General features: G+C 34.2%; 15 protein-coding genes. 11 read left to right on the forward strand and 4 right to left on the reverse strand.

Going from position 1 to position 15,396, the window contains the following annotated elements:
* The first annotated feature begins 16 nt into the window (after positions 1–16).
* From LI_RS01885 to LI_RS01900, 4 genes are all read left to right on the forward strand, one after another.
* Positions 17–718 (forward strand): LOG family protein, encoded by a 702-nt coding sequence (locus LI_RS01885; protein ID WP_011526427.1) that lies wholly within the window; start codon positions 17–19, stop codon positions 716–718.
* A 68-nt stretch (positions 719–786) separates the two neighbouring features.
* A complete protein-coding gene (tadA, locus tag LI_RS01890; protein WP_015353722.1) occupies positions 787–1,299 on the forward strand; it encodes a tRNA adenosine(34) deaminase TadA in 513 nt (170 codons plus the stop codon).
* A 218-nt stretch (positions 1,300–1,517) separates the two neighbouring features.
* The gene (locus tag LI_RS01895; protein ID WP_011526429.1) at positions 1,518–1,805 is read left to right on the forward strand and encodes a hypothetical protein; all 288 of its coding nucleotides are present in this window, start codon (positions 1,518–1,520) and stop codon (positions 1,803–1,805) included.
* A gap of 198 nt (positions 1,806–2,003) precedes the next feature.
* A complete protein-coding gene (locus LI_RS01900; RefSeq protein ID WP_011526430.1) occupies positions 2,004–2,795 on the forward strand; it encodes a class I SAM-dependent methyltransferase in 792 nt (263 codons plus the stop codon).
* An 82-nt stretch (positions 2,796–2,877) separates the two neighbouring features.
* Here LI_RS01900 and LI_RS01905 read toward each other — a convergent pair whose 3' ends face one another.
* The 4 genes from LI_RS01905 to LI_RS01920 all read right to left on the reverse strand — a co-directional run bounded on the left by LI_RS01905 (position 2,878) and on the right by LI_RS01920 (position 9,090).
* Entirely contained in the window at positions 2,878–3,126 is a 249-nt protein-coding gene (locus LI_RS01905) for a HypC/HybG/HupF family hydrogenase formation chaperone (RefSeq protein WP_015353723.1), read from the reverse strand.
* A 265-nt stretch (positions 3,127–3,391) separates the two neighbouring features.
* The gene (locus tag LI_RS01910; RefSeq protein ID WP_011526431.1) at positions 3,392–4,816 is read right to left on the reverse strand and encodes a DegQ family serine endoprotease; all 1,425 of its coding nucleotides are present in this window, start codon (positions 4,814–4,816) and stop codon (positions 3,392–3,394) included.
* A 200-nt stretch (positions 4,817–5,016) separates the two neighbouring features.
* Positions 5,017–7,431 carry a penicillin-binding protein 1A gene (locus tag LI_RS01915; RefSeq protein ID WP_011526432.1) on the reverse strand — a complete coding sequence of 805 codons (2,415 nt, stop codon included), beginning with the start codon at positions 7,429–7,431 and terminating at the stop codon, positions 5,017–5,019.
* A 150-nt stretch (positions 7,432–7,581) separates the two neighbouring features.
* Positions 7,582–9,090, reverse strand: coding sequence for a flagellar hook protein FlgE (locus tag LI_RS01920; RefSeq protein WP_011526433.1), 1,509 nt, complete (start codon positions 9,088–9,090; stop codon positions 7,582–7,584).
* Positions 9,091–9,454: 364 nt separating this feature from the next.
* On the opposite strand from LI_RS01920, the gene LI_RS01925 reads away from it, so the two are divergent.
* From LI_RS01925 to dnaB, 7 genes are all read left to right on the forward strand, one after another.
* Positions 9,455–10,351 (forward strand): phosphoribosylaminoimidazolesuccinocarboxamide synthase, encoded by an 897-nt coding sequence (locus tag LI_RS01925; protein ID WP_011526434.1) that lies wholly within the window; start codon positions 9,455–9,457, stop codon positions 10,349–10,351.
* Positions 10,352–10,391: 40 nt separating this feature from the next.
* Entirely contained in the window at positions 10,392–11,156 is a 765-nt protein-coding gene (locus tag LI_RS01930) for an enoyl-ACP reductase FabI (protein ID WP_011526435.1), read from the forward strand.
* Between the two features lie 179 nt (positions 11,157–11,335).
* A complete protein-coding gene (locus tag LI_RS01935; protein WP_011526436.1) occupies positions 11,336–12,655 on the forward strand; it encodes a malic enzyme-like NAD(P)-binding protein in 1,320 nt (439 codons plus the stop codon).
* A gap of 197 nt (positions 12,656–12,852) precedes the next feature.
* Positions 12,853–13,170 (forward strand): 30S ribosomal protein S6, encoded by a 318-nt coding sequence (gene rpsF, locus LI_RS01940; protein WP_011526437.1) that lies wholly within the window; start codon positions 12,853–12,855, stop codon positions 13,168–13,170.
* Between the two features lies 1 nt (position 13,171).
* Entirely contained in the window at positions 13,172–13,435 is a 264-nt protein-coding gene (rpsR, locus tag LI_RS01945) for a 30S ribosomal protein S18 (RefSeq protein WP_015353724.1), read from the forward strand.
* 10 nt (positions 13,436–13,445) lie between these two features.
* A complete protein-coding gene (rplI, locus tag LI_RS01950; RefSeq protein ID WP_011526438.1) occupies positions 13,446–13,967 on the forward strand; it encodes a 50S ribosomal protein L9 in 522 nt (173 codons plus the stop codon).
* Complete coding sequence (gene dnaB / locus LI_RS01955) at positions 13,897–15,393, forward strand: replicative DNA helicase (protein WP_223604098.1); 1,497 nt, start codon at positions 13,897–13,899, stop codon at positions 15,391–15,393. Before rplI ends, dnaB begins: the two co-directional genes overlap by 71 nt.
* Positions 15,394–15,396: the final 3 nt, after the last annotated feature.

Consider the following 15,396-nt stretch of genomic DNA (forward strand, 5'->3'; position numbering starts at 1 on the left):
ATGCTAAAGGAACATAATGGAAGAATGCTCTCCTATTGACCTTCTCTCTACTAAAGAAACATGGCGACTATTTAGAATTATTTCTGAGACAGTCGACGGCTTTGAAGCAATGAGTAAAGCAGGCCCTTGTGTATCTATCTTTGGATCAGCACGGGCAAAACCTGATAATCCTCTGTATAAAGAAACAGAAGCCATTTCCAAGCTTCTTGTTTCTGCAGGTTTTGGAATTATTACTGGTGGCGGACCAGGTTTAATGGAAGCAGCAAATAAAGCAGCTTTTGAAGCTGGTGGACGCTCCATTGGATTACATATTCATCTCCCTCATGAAGAAGGATGTAATAACTATCTTACAATACGTACAGAATATAGATATTTTTTTATAAGAAAGCTTATGTTTGTGAAGTACGCTCAAGCCTATGTCGTAATGCCAGGTGGAATGGGTACTATAGACGAATTTTCAGAAGCATTTGTTCTTACGCAAACAAAGCGTATCCATCCTTTCCCTATTATACTCTATAATAGCCAATTTTGGAATGGATTAGTCGATTGGATGCGACAAACAATGTCTAAAGAAGGTTTTATTGAACCATCAGAGATTGATGCTCTTCTTAATATCTGTGATACACCTGAAGAAGTTCTCAAAATTATTCAAGAAAAAGTTCCCACTGCAATAACACATAAAAAAAATAAACATAAGCAGTTACATTCATATCCTTAATATCTAATATTCCTTAATTGAACTTAATACAACTTAAGATATAGTTAGTTATTTTTCATCAAATAAGAATGGATTATAAACCAGAAAAAATAATGTGTTGGGGGCCTATACCAACACCACCATTAGGCTGGACTTGGGACAACTTAATGGATGAAGCACTTATTGAAGCAAATCAATGTACAAAAAAAAATGAAGTACCTGTTGGAGCCATTATTGTTCATAAAAATGGTAAAATTATTGGTAAAGGTCATAATGCTCCAATAACAACTTCAGATCCAACAGCCCATGCAGAAATACTTGCATTAAGAACCGCAGGAGCAGTCCAACAAAACTATAGATTACAAGATTGTTTTCTAATTGTTACTCTTGAACCATGTTTAATGTGTGTAGGTGCTATTATACAAGCTAGGATTGATGGTATTGTATATGGGGCAGCAGAACTAAATACAGGAAGTATTACTTCCTGTATTGCTGGTTTTGATTTACCTTTTAATAACTATAAGCCATGGCATATGGGAGGAATAAAAGCAACACAGTGCTCTCAGTTATTGCATAACTTCTTTTATAAATTACGAAAATAAAATTATCAGTTAAAATTTAAGGATACCTACCCTAACGTTTAAAATATCTTGTTTGTACTTAACCATCTGTTGTGATTACCTATATAATATGTAATACATAAAAAGTAGATAAACACTATAGTTTTATTTTTTCCAACTAGGGTGTTACTAAAAAAATATTTTTTTCTTTGAAAAGAAGATAATACTTTTAAAACTTTTATTTTATAAATGAGGATATTGTGGCGAAATCAGCTGAAGAAATTACTATTGAATATGAAGAGGCAGGTCAAATTCTTGTCAAAGAACTTGATAAAGTCATTCTTTCTAAAGGAGCATGGACAACTATACTCTTTCGATATCAAGAGTTTGATCCAGAAACTGGTGGATATGGGCCAGAAAAGTATAGTATTCGTCGTTATCAAAAAGTTGCAGGCGAATATCGACAAAAATCTAAGTTCAATATATCAAGCATAGAACAAGCAAAAAAAATTATTGAAGCACTCACCCATTGGATCTCTGAATCATAACAATAACTCAATCAAAAATGATAAAGGGCTATATTTTCCAATATAGACATAATAAACTAGAACAAAAACATAAGTAACTTTAATCAACAAATAGATATTCTATTTATTAAAAACTTATAATACATTCTCTTAACACAGCATAAAAAGCAGATTAATATATTATAGTTTTAAGCTTATAAATAAAAATATGGATGTATTATGTGGAACGCTGAAAAAGTTAAGCAGCTTGCTGAGTGGTATGTATCACCACAAGGTTCCTTTGCATTAGAACAAGAATATAAACTATTCCAAAATCTGATATCTATATGGCCAAGACGTGACTATACCTTACTTAATATTGGTTGTGGAGTTGGTGCATTTCTTGAAATGTTCTGGGATTATGGATTTGATGTTACTGGACTTGATAATAATTTAGAAGTATTAGAACTTTCTTCTAATCGACTAAAAAATCGTGCAGAATTCCAATTAGGTGCCTTAGATGATCTTCCATTTGAAGATGAAAGTTTTAACTACGCATCATTAGTGACTATTTTAGAATATGTTGAAGATCCAAAAAAAATTTTAGCAGAAGCATTTCGTGTTGCATCTGATGGTATTATTGTTGGATTCACAAATAAATGGTCTATAAATCATATCATTAATAGTACATTACAGCTGCTTCATAAAAAACCAAAAAAAGACAGTCAATGGGTGAGTCCTTGGCAACTTATTCGTCTAACAAAGCAGCTTTATCCTGAATGTAGAATTTATTGTCGCTCTACTTTACTAGGTCCTAAGCGTACTTGGGATGTAACCTCTTCATGGTCTAAACTTAACCGTATTATTCTTTCTTTTCCTATAGGGACATACGTTGGAATGCGTATTGAAAAACGCCCAAAGCCCACACTGACTCCTTTACTTCTCAAAGCAAAAGAACAAGCAGTAAATGTATATAATGCATTAAGTCCTGAAGCAACAAGCACTATTCAACATAATAGAACTAACAAATAATAATAACTAAAAATTCATTGCACCTATCTAGTATTTTTCTTTTACTGTATCTAACTACTTTATCTATTAATTAGATTAATAATTAAAAATTAGGTGTATCACCAACGGCAATAGAAAGCTCTCTGAATAACCGTAAACTTTCTTCAGCTTCAGTTGCCTCCAGTTTATGTATAGCAAATCCAGCATGCACAATAATATAATCTCCAACAGTTACTGGTTCTGGAAGTAACATACCTGAAACAGTCAATATTGTTGTACTATCGCCAACCGTAGCACGAATAATATCATTATCCAACAGTTCAATAACTTTTACAGGGATAGCATGACACATCAACTTATCCTTTATTCTATATTATTTTAAACAAACTTTTACCCTCTTGTATCACATAATAATTAGTAACTATATGGAATACAATAACTATATCTATGAAAATCATTTTATCCTTTTCTTATATCCTAACATATTATTTATAAAATTGATAGATAAAAATAGTATTAATATACCTCTAACAAGCTCAAACTATAAAAAAGAATACTCCTTACAAAAGTAAAGAGTATTCTTTATACTTGTTATAAGTTTAATAAATAAGGAAGAGTTAGTTGCTATCTTCAGTTAAAGACAATGTTTTAAAAAACGTTTGTCCATTTCTTTGTAATTGTAACATAATAACCCCTTTCTTCTTAGCATCTCCACAAATAATATTTGCAAGGTCATCAGCCGATTGAAGAGGTTTTAAGTTAGCAGAAAGGATTATATCTTGCTCTCTGATACCAGCTTCTGACGCTGGCTTATTAGGCTCAACGCTTACAACTAACAAGCCTATACCAAGCTTAACATCAAAAGATTTAGACTCTTCTTGTGTTAAAGGACGTACAGATAATCCAAGAGCACCTGGTAAAGATTCTGGTGAGCTTTGTTTTTGACTTGAAGTTGTCTTACGCTCTCCTAGTGTAATGGATATATCTTTACTCTTTCCATCACGCCAAACTTTTAATTTCACAACAGAAAAAGGAGGTTTAGTAGCAATAGCTTTTAACAATGAGCTTGCACTATCAATTTGTTTACCATCAGCTTGTGTTACAATATCGCCAACTTTAAGACCAGCCTTATCAGCAGGATCTCCAGGAACAACAGAACCTACAAGCGCACCTTTTGCCTGAGATAATCCAAGAGCTTTAGCTGTATTAGTATCTACATCCTGAATTGTTACACCTATCCAACCTCTACTTACCTTTTTATTTGTCTTTAACTGCTCTATAATACGATCTGCCATACTACTTGGGATAGCGAAACCAATACCTTGCCCACTTGCCATAATAGCTGTGTTAATGCCTACAACTTGTCCTGACATATTGATTAATGGACCACCACTATTCCCAGGATTGATAGATGCATCAGTTTGTAAAAAGTTATCAAATGGTCCAGCATGAATATCACGTCCTTTAGCACTTAATATACCTGCTGTAACTGTATGGCCTAACCCAAAAGGATTACCAATAGCTAGCACCCATTCACCAACTTCCATAGTATCTGAATTTCCAAATATAAGATAAGGTAATGAGTCTTTACTTTTAACTTTTAATAAAGCAAGATCTGTTTCTTCATCTCTACCTATCACTTCTGCAGGTAGTGATTCTTCTTTGCCTGAGGTACCTTCAAGATTTACTCTAACAGAATCTGCTCCTTCTATCACATGATTATTGGTAACAATATATCCATCTGAAGAAATGATAAAACCAGTTCCTAATGAACGTTGTTTATGTATCTGACTATCAGGCCCTTTAGGTTCAAATTGTTCAAAAAAGCGTTCAAAACCTGGGGGAAGACCACGAAACATTTCCATAGGGAACTCTGTACGACCACGAGGAATTTTTTTTTCTGTACTAATATTGACAACAGCTTTACTAGCATCTTTTACAAGGGGTACAAAGTTTGGTAAGGCACTTTCTGCAATTGTTGGAACCACAGTTATAATAAACATAAGAGTTATGCATATTATCACCTTTAACTTACAAAACATATAACTCTCCTTAAAACTATCAACCTTGAATAATTAGGGATTAAAAATAAGATAAACGTATATTATAAATCTAGCTCTTATGAAATATTATCAAGGATACTAACTTGCCTCAATATTTGAGTATATAAATATAACTTATGATAATGATAACAAAAAATATGTAACAAACTCCATTTTTATAATCAGCTACATAAAAATGGTTAAAAAAATTGTTTTAATAAATCCTCACCACGTTCAATAGTATTCACCTCATTATCTTTACTATCAAAATATTCTGGAACTGTACCTACATAAAAAGGTAATACAACACTATTGGTACTATTAGCAGTTGCTCTATTCCCTGTCTGAGTATCTATTGAAGCAAAAGTAATCCCATCAGGAACAGGAAAGTCACTTTCAGGATATTTTTTCAATACTACTTTTGAATATTCTGTAAAAATAGGAAGAGCAGCAACAGCACCTGTGCCATCTTTACCTAATGTCTGTGGATGATCATTACCAACATAAACACCTGTAACAAGATAGGGTGTAAATCCAATAAACCATGCATCATGCTCCCCATTTGTAGTTCCTGTCTTTCCTGCTAGAGGACGCTCAAGTACTTTTGCTTTTCTTGCTGTACCAATATTAACAACATTTTTTAATAGTGAAGCCATAATATACGCATTCTGTGGTGAAATAACAGGATGTTGTTCTATTTCCTGGCGGTAAATAACAGTATTATTAGAATCTTTAATAGAAAGAATAAACCGTGGCGTGGCTAAGTTACCACCATTTGCAAATGCTGTATAGGCATTTACAAGACGAATAGGAGTTACTTCAACTGCACCTAAACTAATAGAAAAAAATTCAGGGAAATTACCATTAAATCCTAAAGCCTTAGCTCTTTCAATAACAGCAGGTAATCCTATAGACTGTGCAATTCTTACTGTACATAAATTTCTTGAAAGTGCAAGAGCATTGCTAAATAACATTGGTCCTTTAAAATTTTTTTCGTAATTACCTGGTCTCCAAATATCCCCACTTTCCATAAATTCTACTATAGGTGCATCAAGCACCATAGTTGCAGATGTATAATCATGATCAAGTGCTGCAGAGTATACAATTGGCTTAAATGCAGAACCTGGTTGCCTCATTGCCTGTACAGCTCTATTAAATTGGCTCTTTCCAAACTCATAACCACCAATCATAGCTATCACATCGCCTGTATTTGGCTCTATAGAAATTAATGCTCCTTGGATTTGTGGTAACTGTTGAAGAGCTAAAGGAATAGGTTTAGAAGTATCTAGTGTTTTAGAACTATACCTATGTGTAGAGTCTGGGCCAACTCCAGATACCCATATAATATCTCCAGGATTTAAAACACTACGTGCATCTTTGATAGGAGCACAATAAGCTGATCGAACTTCTGGATTAGGTTTACGTGCCCAACCCATAGTCTCTACACTAACAAACCCTTTATAAATGCTACTAAGGAATACTTCTGCACCTTCTTGACTAACTTTACTAACAATTGCTTTAGCCCATGCACCACCATCAAGTTTTTCAGGTGTAAATGTAGCATTTTCTAGGTAATGCTGAATCATTGTTGAAGAAATGTGCTCAATAGGTCCTTTCCAACCTTGTCGTTTACTAAAATTTTCAAGTCCATTTCTTAAAACATCATATGCCACAAGTTGTGCCTGAGGATCCATTGCTGTCTGGATAGTAAACCCAAGTTCATAAAGTGCATCTTCTCCATATAAAGGGAGCACAATTCCATACTGAGAAATATTTTCTTTACTAAGAAAGGAAACAAGCTGCTTACGGACTTCTTCCATATACCAACTTGATTCAGCTCCTAACCCTTCTTTCATTGAAGAAAAATATAGTGGTTCTTGAAGAGCCTCCTCATATTCAGCCTGGGTAATCCAACCAACATCATGTAGCCTACGAAGAGCATAACGTTGTCTAATTTTTGCAGCCTCAGGATCTTTATAGGGATTATACCGAGAAGGTGCTTGTGGAAGTCCTGCAAGAAGAGCACATTCAGCTAATGAAAGATCTTTAGCATGCTTAGCAAAATAAGTCCTTGCGGCTGCCTCAACCCCATAAGAATGAGCACCTAAAAATGTCTGATTTAAGTATATAGTTAAAATTTCATCTTTAGAAAGATATTTCTCTAGACGGTAGGCAAGAATTGCCTCTTTTATCTTACGCTCATAACTTCTTTCAGGGCTTAACAAAAGACGTTTAATGACTTGTTGAGTAATCGTACTTCCACCTTGGCGTGTTGTCCCTGATTGAAGATTTATTAAAAAAGCCCGGATAATAGCAAGCGGATTAACACCTTCATGTTCATAAAACTCAGCATCTTCTGCAGCTAAAAATGCCTTAGGCAAAAAAGGAGACATTTCGCTTAATGGGATAAGAAAACGCTTCTCTCGATATATATACCCAATAAGTGTTCCATCTCTAGCAAGAACTGTTGTTACTAAAGCTGGTCTATAGTCATTAAGCTTTGTAATATTAGGAAGATCTCTACTAACCCAAAAATAAAGACCTATTAGTCCTATAATAGATAGTAAAATAATACCAAAACAAAAAATAACAATATTCAGAAAAAACTTTTTCATGTCAAAGCTGATAACCTGTTTCATCCTTGACGTAAAGAAAAAGTAGTAACATATCAAAATAAATAATTATAAGTTGAAATACTATTAATATATAATACATACTAAGATTACAATAGATTAAAAAATACAAAATTAACAATAAAATACATATTAACGCTTTAGTTCAAGTGCTTTTTGTAGCATTGTGTCTGCTGTTGTAACAGATTTACTATTCATCTGAAAACCACGTTGAATAATAATCATATTAACCATTTCTCTGCTCATGTCTACGTTAGAAGTCTCAAGTTGATTCACACTAAGTTTTCCATAGTTAGATGTTCCTGGCAATCCAAACTCTGGCCCACCTGAGTCAAGTGTTGCGGAATAATGGTTATTCCCTTCTCGTCTTAATCCATCCTCACTTGTAAAGCGTGCTAAAGGAATATTATAAAAATCAACAACCTGACTATTACTATACTTACCTTGTAATTTCCCTTCAGAGGTAATTGTGACATCTACTAGATCTCCCTGAGGATAACCATCTTGGCTATATCTTCTTGTTGAAGATGATCCATTTCTTGCTGTAGAATTACCGCTGGATGTTTGTATTGGCATCATTGATGGCAATTTCCCAATATCTGTACCTATGGCAGCAGCGGATGCTGGAGCTCCTGCCCACATATTCTGTTGGCTTTTAATTCCAAAGTCTAATGTTAAAGGCTGTATTCCTGCACCAACAAAATTTGCTGAAAACTGTGGTAAACCATTGACTAATGGTGCTGGTTGCCATGCATTTAAATCTTTTGTTGCAGAGCCAGTAGGAGTAAAAGCTGTCATATTTTTTAATTCGCCATTACTTGAAAATGTCATAGTTCCAGACATTAAGAGACCTGCACTATCTGTTCCTGATGCAGCACTTCCATCTTCACTAGGATTCATAGCTACAAGGTATTCAAATGTTTTACTTCCTGTTGAAGAGGGTGCTCCATCAAAATATACAGTTATATCGTGAGAATTTCCTTGTTGATCATATACTCTCATAGGTTGTGCATATGAGTAGTTTGATGTAGAAATAGGAGGTGTTCCATTTCCTTTCCAGCTCTCAAGAAGTGCAAAGTATGGATTAGCTTCACTTTGTGTTTTATCTGTACTATCACCAAGGTTTACCACAGCGTTTAATGCTGTACTTGTTTTTGCAGGAGACTTTGCTACTGTAGGATCATTAAAGTCTAACTGAATTGGTTCAAGGGTTTCCTTTTTTATGTTAGGATTATTAGATATTCTTGAGCCCATTAAAGTAAATCCGCTAGGATCATTTAAAAAACCATCTTGAGTAAAACGAAAATTCCCTGCTCGTGTATAGTGTACTTTATCCTCTAATGTAACCTGAAAAAAACCTTTTCCACCAATAGCAAGATCTGTTACACTATTGCCAGGTTCAAAAGCACCCTGTGTAAAAATTGTGCGAACACTTCCAACCTGTGCTCCCATACCAGCCTGGTTTGGCCCCTGACTTCCAGTAGAACCTATTGCTAAATCTTGACTAAACAGGTCTTGAAACACTACCTGTTGCTGCTTATACCCAATGGTATTTGCGTTAGCAATATTATTGGAGACAGTACCCAACCCTGTACTATGGGTTTTCATACCTGTTGCACCAATAAACAAACTCCCCATCATGATAACATCTCCTAAAAATAGTTTCATGCGGCAAAATGTACCTACACATCTCTATATAAAGCAGAAGCCATGCCAAGAAATTTTTGCCTATTATATACTTATCTATAACTTTTTGTAATAAAAGATTTATTTTTAACTTGTTTACCAACTATCTCTACTTTAACAATGATACAGAAAATACACTTATTATTAGTAGTAACAAGGCTAATAACCAAGTAAAAAATCAAATAAAATTTTTATAAAACTTTATGAAAGGTATGATAAGTATCTACTTGCGAACTGTATATATAATACGTTATTAACACGCAGTTAAAAATATATTGAATTATTCTTTCATTCTTAATAACTCGTTAGGTATCTTACTATGCAAGTTGTAACAAACACAGACCTCAAAGAATTTCCTCTCTATAGTCGTGGTAAAGTCCGTGATATTTACTCTATTGATCAAAATACCCTTCTTATTATAACAACAGATAGAATGTCTGCTTTTGATGTTATTTTACAAGAACCTATTCCTTATAAAGGTATCATCCTCAACCAACTTACTCTATTTTGGATGAAAAAATTTCAACACCTTGTTCCAAATCATATAATAGAAAGCAATGTAGATAACTTTCCCAGCAACCTTGAGCCATATAAAAATTTACTTGAAGGACGATCTGTTTTAGTAAAAAAAACAACGCCATTGCCTATTGAATGTATTGTCCGTGGGTATATCTCTGGATCTGGCTGGAAAGATTATCTTACAACTAATTCTATTTGTGGTTATCCTCTTCCTCCAGGACTAAAAGAGTCTGAAAAATTAGCAACAGCACTGTTTACACCATCAACAAAAGCAGATTTGGGTCAACATGATGAAAATATTTCAATAGAAACAACAGAGCATCTCTTAGGGAAAGATACTACTACATTAGTAGCTTCACTTTCTCTCCTTATGTTTAATGAAGCTTCGGTTTGGGCTGAAGATCGTGGGATTATCATTGCTGACACAAAATTTGAATTTGGTATACTTGATGGACAAGTCATACTAATAGATGAAGTACTCACACCAGACTCATCACGTTTTTGGCCTACAAAAAACTATATACCAGGTAAAAGTCAACCAAGTTTTGATAAACAATATCTAAGAGACTGGCTTGAAACACAGCTATGGAATAAAACATCCCCTGCCCCCAACCTACCTAAAGATGTTATTCAAACAACCTATGATAAATACCATGAAGCCTATACTATTTTGACAGGAGAAAATATTGGTATATAAATGCGTTGCAAATATAAAATACTATGAGTAAGAGGTCCCTATGCTCTTAAAAAATAAAAAATGCCTTATTCTTGGAATTGCTAATAACAAAAGTATTGCCTATGGAATTGCTTCATCTTTTAAAGAACATGGTGCTAAGTTAGCATTTAACTATGTTAATGATGCTATCCAAAAACGTGTGGAACCTATTTCACAGGAGTTAAATGGAGATTTTATCTTCCAATGTGATGTTAGTAAAGATGATGAAATTAAAGAAGCTGTAAAACTGGTTCAAAAAGAATGGGGGCATATTGATGTCCTTGTTCATTCTGTAGCTTTTGCTAACAGAGAAGATTTAACAAAACGTTTTATTGAAACATCACGTGATGGTTTTCACTTAGCCTTAGATATTTCTACCTATTCTCTTATCACATTATGTCATGCATTTGAACCACTCTTTGTCCATGGCTCTTCTGTTCTTACGATGACATATTATGGTGCTCAAAAAGTAATTCCTCATTATAATGTAATGGGTGTAGCTAAAGCTGCTCTTGAATCTTCTGTACGATACTTATCTGTCGAGTTAGGCGAAAAAAACATCCGTATTAATGCTATCAGTGCAGGTCCTATTAAAACATTAGCTGCCTCTGGTATTTCTGACTTCAAAAAAATTTTTAATCATATAGAAGAACATTCACCATTAAAACGTAATGTAACTATCGAAGATGTAGGTAAATCTGCTGTTTTTTTAGCTTCAGACCTATCATCAGGAGTAACAGGTGAAATTCTTTTTGTTGATGCTGGCTACAATAATTTAGGTATTTAACAATACATGCTTTATACAACATATTGTGAGTTACAATAGCCATAACACATTTATATTCTATATAATAACAGTAGAATAATAATAGAATATTTTTTATGACCTATTGTATCTATACAATAGTAAATAGATTAATACATATAAGACTATATTCTTTTTGAGAACAACTTAAAGGAGCGGTTATGGCTTTAGTTACAAAAGAAGAAGTACTTCAATACCATAGTGAACCCCGACCAGGTAAACTTGAAGTATTTCCTATAAAACCATGTAAAACACAAAAAGATCTCTCTATGGCTTATAGTCCTGGTGTAGCAGAAGCCTGCCTAGCTATTTCTGAAGATAAAGATACTTCATTTCTATACACAGATAAAGCAAACTTAGTTGGAATCATTTCTAATGGTTCAGCTGTATTAGGACTTGGGAATATTGGTCCAGAAGCTGCAAAACCTGTTATGGAAGGAAAAGCTATCCTTTTTAAACAATTTGCTGATATAGATTGTTATGATATCGAAATTAAAGCAACAGAGATTGATCATATTTGTGAAGTTATTAAAGCACTTGAACCAACATTTGGTGCAATTAACCTTGAAGATATTAAATCACCAGAATGCTTTGCCATTGAAGAGCGACTAAAAAATGAAATGAATATCCCTATATTTCATGATGATCAACATGGAACTGCAATTATTTCATCTGCAGCACTTCTTAATGCATTAGAAATTGCAAACAAGAAAATTGAAGATATCCGTATGGTCATTTCTGGTGCAGGAGCAGCTGCTATTGGATGTGGACGTCTGTTTAAAATTCTTGGTGTTACTCCTGAAAATATTGCAATGTTTGACTCTGAAGGTCATATTAATGTCTCTCGAACAAACCTTAACCAAGAAAAAAAAGAATTTGCTACACAAAAAACATATACAACCATTAGTGAAGCAATAGATGGTGCAGACTGCTTTATTGGTTGCTCTGTTCCTGGAGTCATCACTGAAAGAATGGTTGAAACAATGGCTAAAACACCTATCATTTTTGCATGTGCAAATCCTGTTCCTGAAATTGGTTACAATGAAGTAAAATCAATACGACCTGACGCTATCATGGCTACAGGACGCTCTGATTTTCCTAATCAAGTCAACAATGTCCTTGGATTCCCTTTTATTTTTCGTGGAGCAATAGATACATATGCAACAACAATTAATACAGAAATGAAGATTGCTGCAGCTTATGCCATTGCAGCACTTGCCAAAGAATCTGTACCTGAATCCATATGTATGGCTTATAATGTTAAAAATCTTAAATTTGGCCCTGACTATATCATTCCAAAAGCTCTTGATCTACGTCTACTTGAGTGGGTTGCTCCAGCTGTAGCTCAAGCTGCTATAGCATCTGGGGTTGCCCGTAAAGAACTTGATATTGCCAATTATGCATTAACCCTACATAAACGTCTATCTGCAGCACATAAGCGTCAAGAATTACTTCTTAACTCATATGGCTTTTATAGTTGAAAACTAATATAACCCACTCTAACTAATGTACTAATGCTTAATTTATTCATTCTATGTAATCAAAGATAAACAAGTTACTTTTTTATTGTTATAATTATATCTTGACAAAGATATATAAAGACATCTAAAAAGTTCCTAACTTAACCTTGTCTATTCAATTGAGAATAGACCATAAGTCCATAAGGGGATTTTTTATCATGAGAAAATTTGAAACATTATTACTTTTATCTCCAGAACTTTCTCCAGATGCACGTGAAGCACTACTAGTAAAGCTTGTTAGTATTATTGAAAAAAATAAAGGACAATTTACTGTAAATCACTGGGGTATGAGAGATCTTGCTTATCCTGTACAAAAACACATGCGTGGGTATTACGTTCTTCTTGAATATACAACGTATCCAAATATTATAGAAGAATTAGAGCGTATTATACGCATTACTAATGGAATATTTAAATTCATGACGATTAAACTTGAAGAACACATTGAAGAAAAACAACTCGAGGAGGTAGTATAATATGACTTTTAAGAAAAAATTTGCTCCTCGTCGTAAATTCTGTCGTTTTTGTTCAGATAAAGAGCTTCCTTTAAATTATAAACGACCTGATATATTAAGAGACTATATTACAGAACGAGGAAAAATTATTGCTCGTCGTATTACAGGAACTTGTGCAAAACATCAACGTTTGCTTTCCACAGAGATTAAACGTGCTCGACAAATGGCACTACTTTTCTTTACATCTAGTCACTCTTCTGATGTAAAAAGAAAGAGTAATATTTAGGAGACTAACTATGAAAGTCATTTTACGTTCTGATGTGGAAAACTTAGGCCGTCTTGGAGATATTGTTACAGTAAAATCAGGATATGGGCGAAACTACTTATTACCCCAAGGTCTTGCTATGCTTGTAACACCAGGAAACATGAAAGTATTTGAATTAGAATTTAAAAAGCTACAAGAACGAATGAATGATATACGTTCTAAAGCAGATGAATTAGCTAAACGTATTTCAGGATTAATTGTTACTGTACTCATGCGTGCTGGTGATAATGATAAACTTTATGGCTCTGTTACTACAAGCATTATTGGTCATGCACTAGCAGAACAAGGTATAGATATTGATCGACGCCGTATTTTGCTTGATGCACCTATTCGTACACTTGGACAACATACTGTACGCGTACGGCTACATGCTGATGTTATTGCAGAATTTATTGTAAATGTAGCCTCTGAAGAAAAACTGTATGACGATACTCCAGACAGAACCGAAACAGAAGAATCTACAAAAGAACTCCAAGAAGAACACGCAGAGTAACTCTTCATCTCTTAATGTAAAAAATAAGAATGATTCTTCCGTAAATCATGTATCACATGATTTGCTTCGTAGAGTTCCTCCGCATAATGTTGAGGCTGAACAAGCAGTTCTTGGTGGCATTTTTTTACGTAATACTGTTTTTCATACATTAATAGATATTGTTAGAGCTGAAGATTTTTATATTCCCAGCCATCAAATTCTTTACACAACTTTTTGTGAGTTATATAGAAAAAGTGCACCTATTGACCTAGTCTCTGTAGCAGCTTTTCTAAATGACCAAGGGTTGCTTGAACAAGTTGGTGGTGCTTCCTATTTAGCAGAATTAGCACAAACAGTAGTTAGTGGTGCTAATGCAGAATATTATGCAACAATAGTAAGAGATAAATCTCTTCATCGTACTCTTATTAATGCCTGTTCAACAATTATAACAAACTGTTTTGATCCTTCTTGTAATGTAGATTCGCTTCTTGATGAGTCAGAACAAACTATTTTTTCTATCTCAGAGCGCACGGTAGGAAAAGCATTTAAAAGCTCTAAAGATCTTATTTCTAATGTCTTTCAAGAACTTGAAAAACGGTTTGAACGTAAAGAGCAAGTTACTGGAATCACAACAGGCTATAATAGGCTTGATAAACTCACAGCTGGTCTGCAACCTTCAGATCTTATTATTGTTGCTGCACGTCCATCTATGGGAAAAACTGCCTTTAGTTTAAATATGGCTATGCGTTCTGCTATCCAGCAAGGTACTCCTGTTGCTATTTACTCACTTGAAATGTCTATGAATCAACTTATGATGAGAATGTTATGTGCATGGGGTAAAGTTGATCTTTCTCATTTAAGACATGGATATCTAAATAGTGATGAGTGGAGTAGACTTTATCATGCTGCAGATGTTCTAGGACAAGCGCCTATATTTATTGATGATACACCAGCACTATCTCCTCTTGAGTTACGTGCAAGAACTCGTAGATTGAAAATAGAATCAGATGTTGGTCTTGTTGTTATTGATTATCTTCAACTTATGCGTGGTAATAAACGTACTGATTCTCGTGAACAAGAAATTTCAGAAATTTCACGCTCACTTAAATCATTAGCAAAAGAAATCAATATTCCTGTGGTAGCATTGTCACAATTAAATCGTAAACTTGAAGATCGGACAGATAAACGACCTCAACTCTCTGACTTACGTGAATCAGGAGCTATTGAGCAAGATGCAGATGTCATCATGTTTATTTATAGAGATGAAGTCTACCATAAACAACAAGATAATGCTAAAAAAGGTACGGCAGAAATTATTATAGGTAAACAACGTAATGGACCTATTGGAACAGCTACACTTGCTTACCTTGCAAATTACACTGCATTTGAGGACTTAGAGCCTGGTCTTTCGGCTTCACCTTCTGAAACTTATAGCAACATAGCTTAATTC

The organism is Lawsonia intracellularis PHE/MN1-00, assembly GCF_000055945.1.
Taxonomy (GTDB): domain Bacteria; phylum Desulfobacterota; class Desulfovibrionia; order Desulfovibrionales; family Desulfovibrionaceae; genus Bilophila; species Bilophila intracellularis.

What these genes read in the sequence shown, in the direction of transcription:
- rpsR (WP_015353724.1), top strand. Translation starts at nt 13,172, where the DNA reads ATGACTTTTAAGAAAAAATTTGCTCCTCGTCGTAAATTCTGTCGTTTT.
- rplI (WP_011526438.1), top strand. Translation starts at nt 13,446, where the DNA reads ATGAAAGTCATTTTACGTTCTGATGTGGAAAACTTAGGCCGTCTTGGA.
- LI_RS01915 (WP_011526432.1), bottom strand. Translation starts at nt 7,431, where the DNA reads ATGAAAAAGTTTTTTCTGAATATTGTTATTTTTTGTTTTGGTATTATT.
- LI_RS01905 (WP_015353723.1), bottom strand. Translation starts at nt 3,126, where the DNA reads ATGTGTCATGCTATCCCTGTAAAAGTTATTGAACTGTTGGATAATGAT.
- LI_RS01935 (WP_011526436.1), top strand. Translation starts at nt 11,336, where the DNA reads ATGGCTTTAGTTACAAAAGAAGAAGTACTTCAATACCATAGTGAACCC.
- dnaB (WP_223604098.1), top strand. Translation starts at nt 13,897, where the DNA reads ATGACGATACTCCAGACAGAACCGAAACAGAAGAATCTACAAAAGAAC.
- LI_RS01885 (WP_011526427.1), top strand. Translation starts at nt 17, where the DNA reads ATGGAAGAATGCTCTCCTATTGACCTTCTCTCTACTAAAGAAACATGG.
- LI_RS01930 (WP_011526435.1), top strand. Translation starts at nt 10,392, where the DNA reads ATGCTCTTAAAAAATAAAAAATGCCTTATTCTTGGAATTGCTAATAAC.
- rpsF (WP_011526437.1), top strand. Translation starts at nt 12,853, where the DNA reads ATGAGAAAATTTGAAACATTATTACTTTTATCTCCAGAACTTTCTCCA.
- LI_RS01920 (WP_011526433.1), bottom strand. Translation starts at nt 9,090, where the DNA reads ATGATGGGGAGTTTGTTTATTGGTGCAACAGGTATGAAAACCCATAGT.
- LI_RS01900 (WP_011526430.1), top strand. Translation starts at nt 2,004, where the DNA reads ATGTGGAACGCTGAAAAAGTTAAGCAGCTTGCTGAGTGGTATGTATCA.
- LI_RS01925 (WP_011526434.1), top strand. Translation starts at nt 9,455, where the DNA reads ATGCAAGTTGTAACAAACACAGACCTCAAAGAATTTCCTCTCTATAGT.
- LI_RS01910 (WP_011526431.1), bottom strand. Translation starts at nt 4,816, where the DNA reads ATGTTTTGTAAGTTAAAGGTGATAATATGCATAACTCTTATGTTTATT.
- tadA (WP_015353722.1), top strand. Translation starts at nt 787, where the DNA reads ATGGATTATAAACCAGAAAAAATAATGTGTTGGGGGCCTATACCAACA.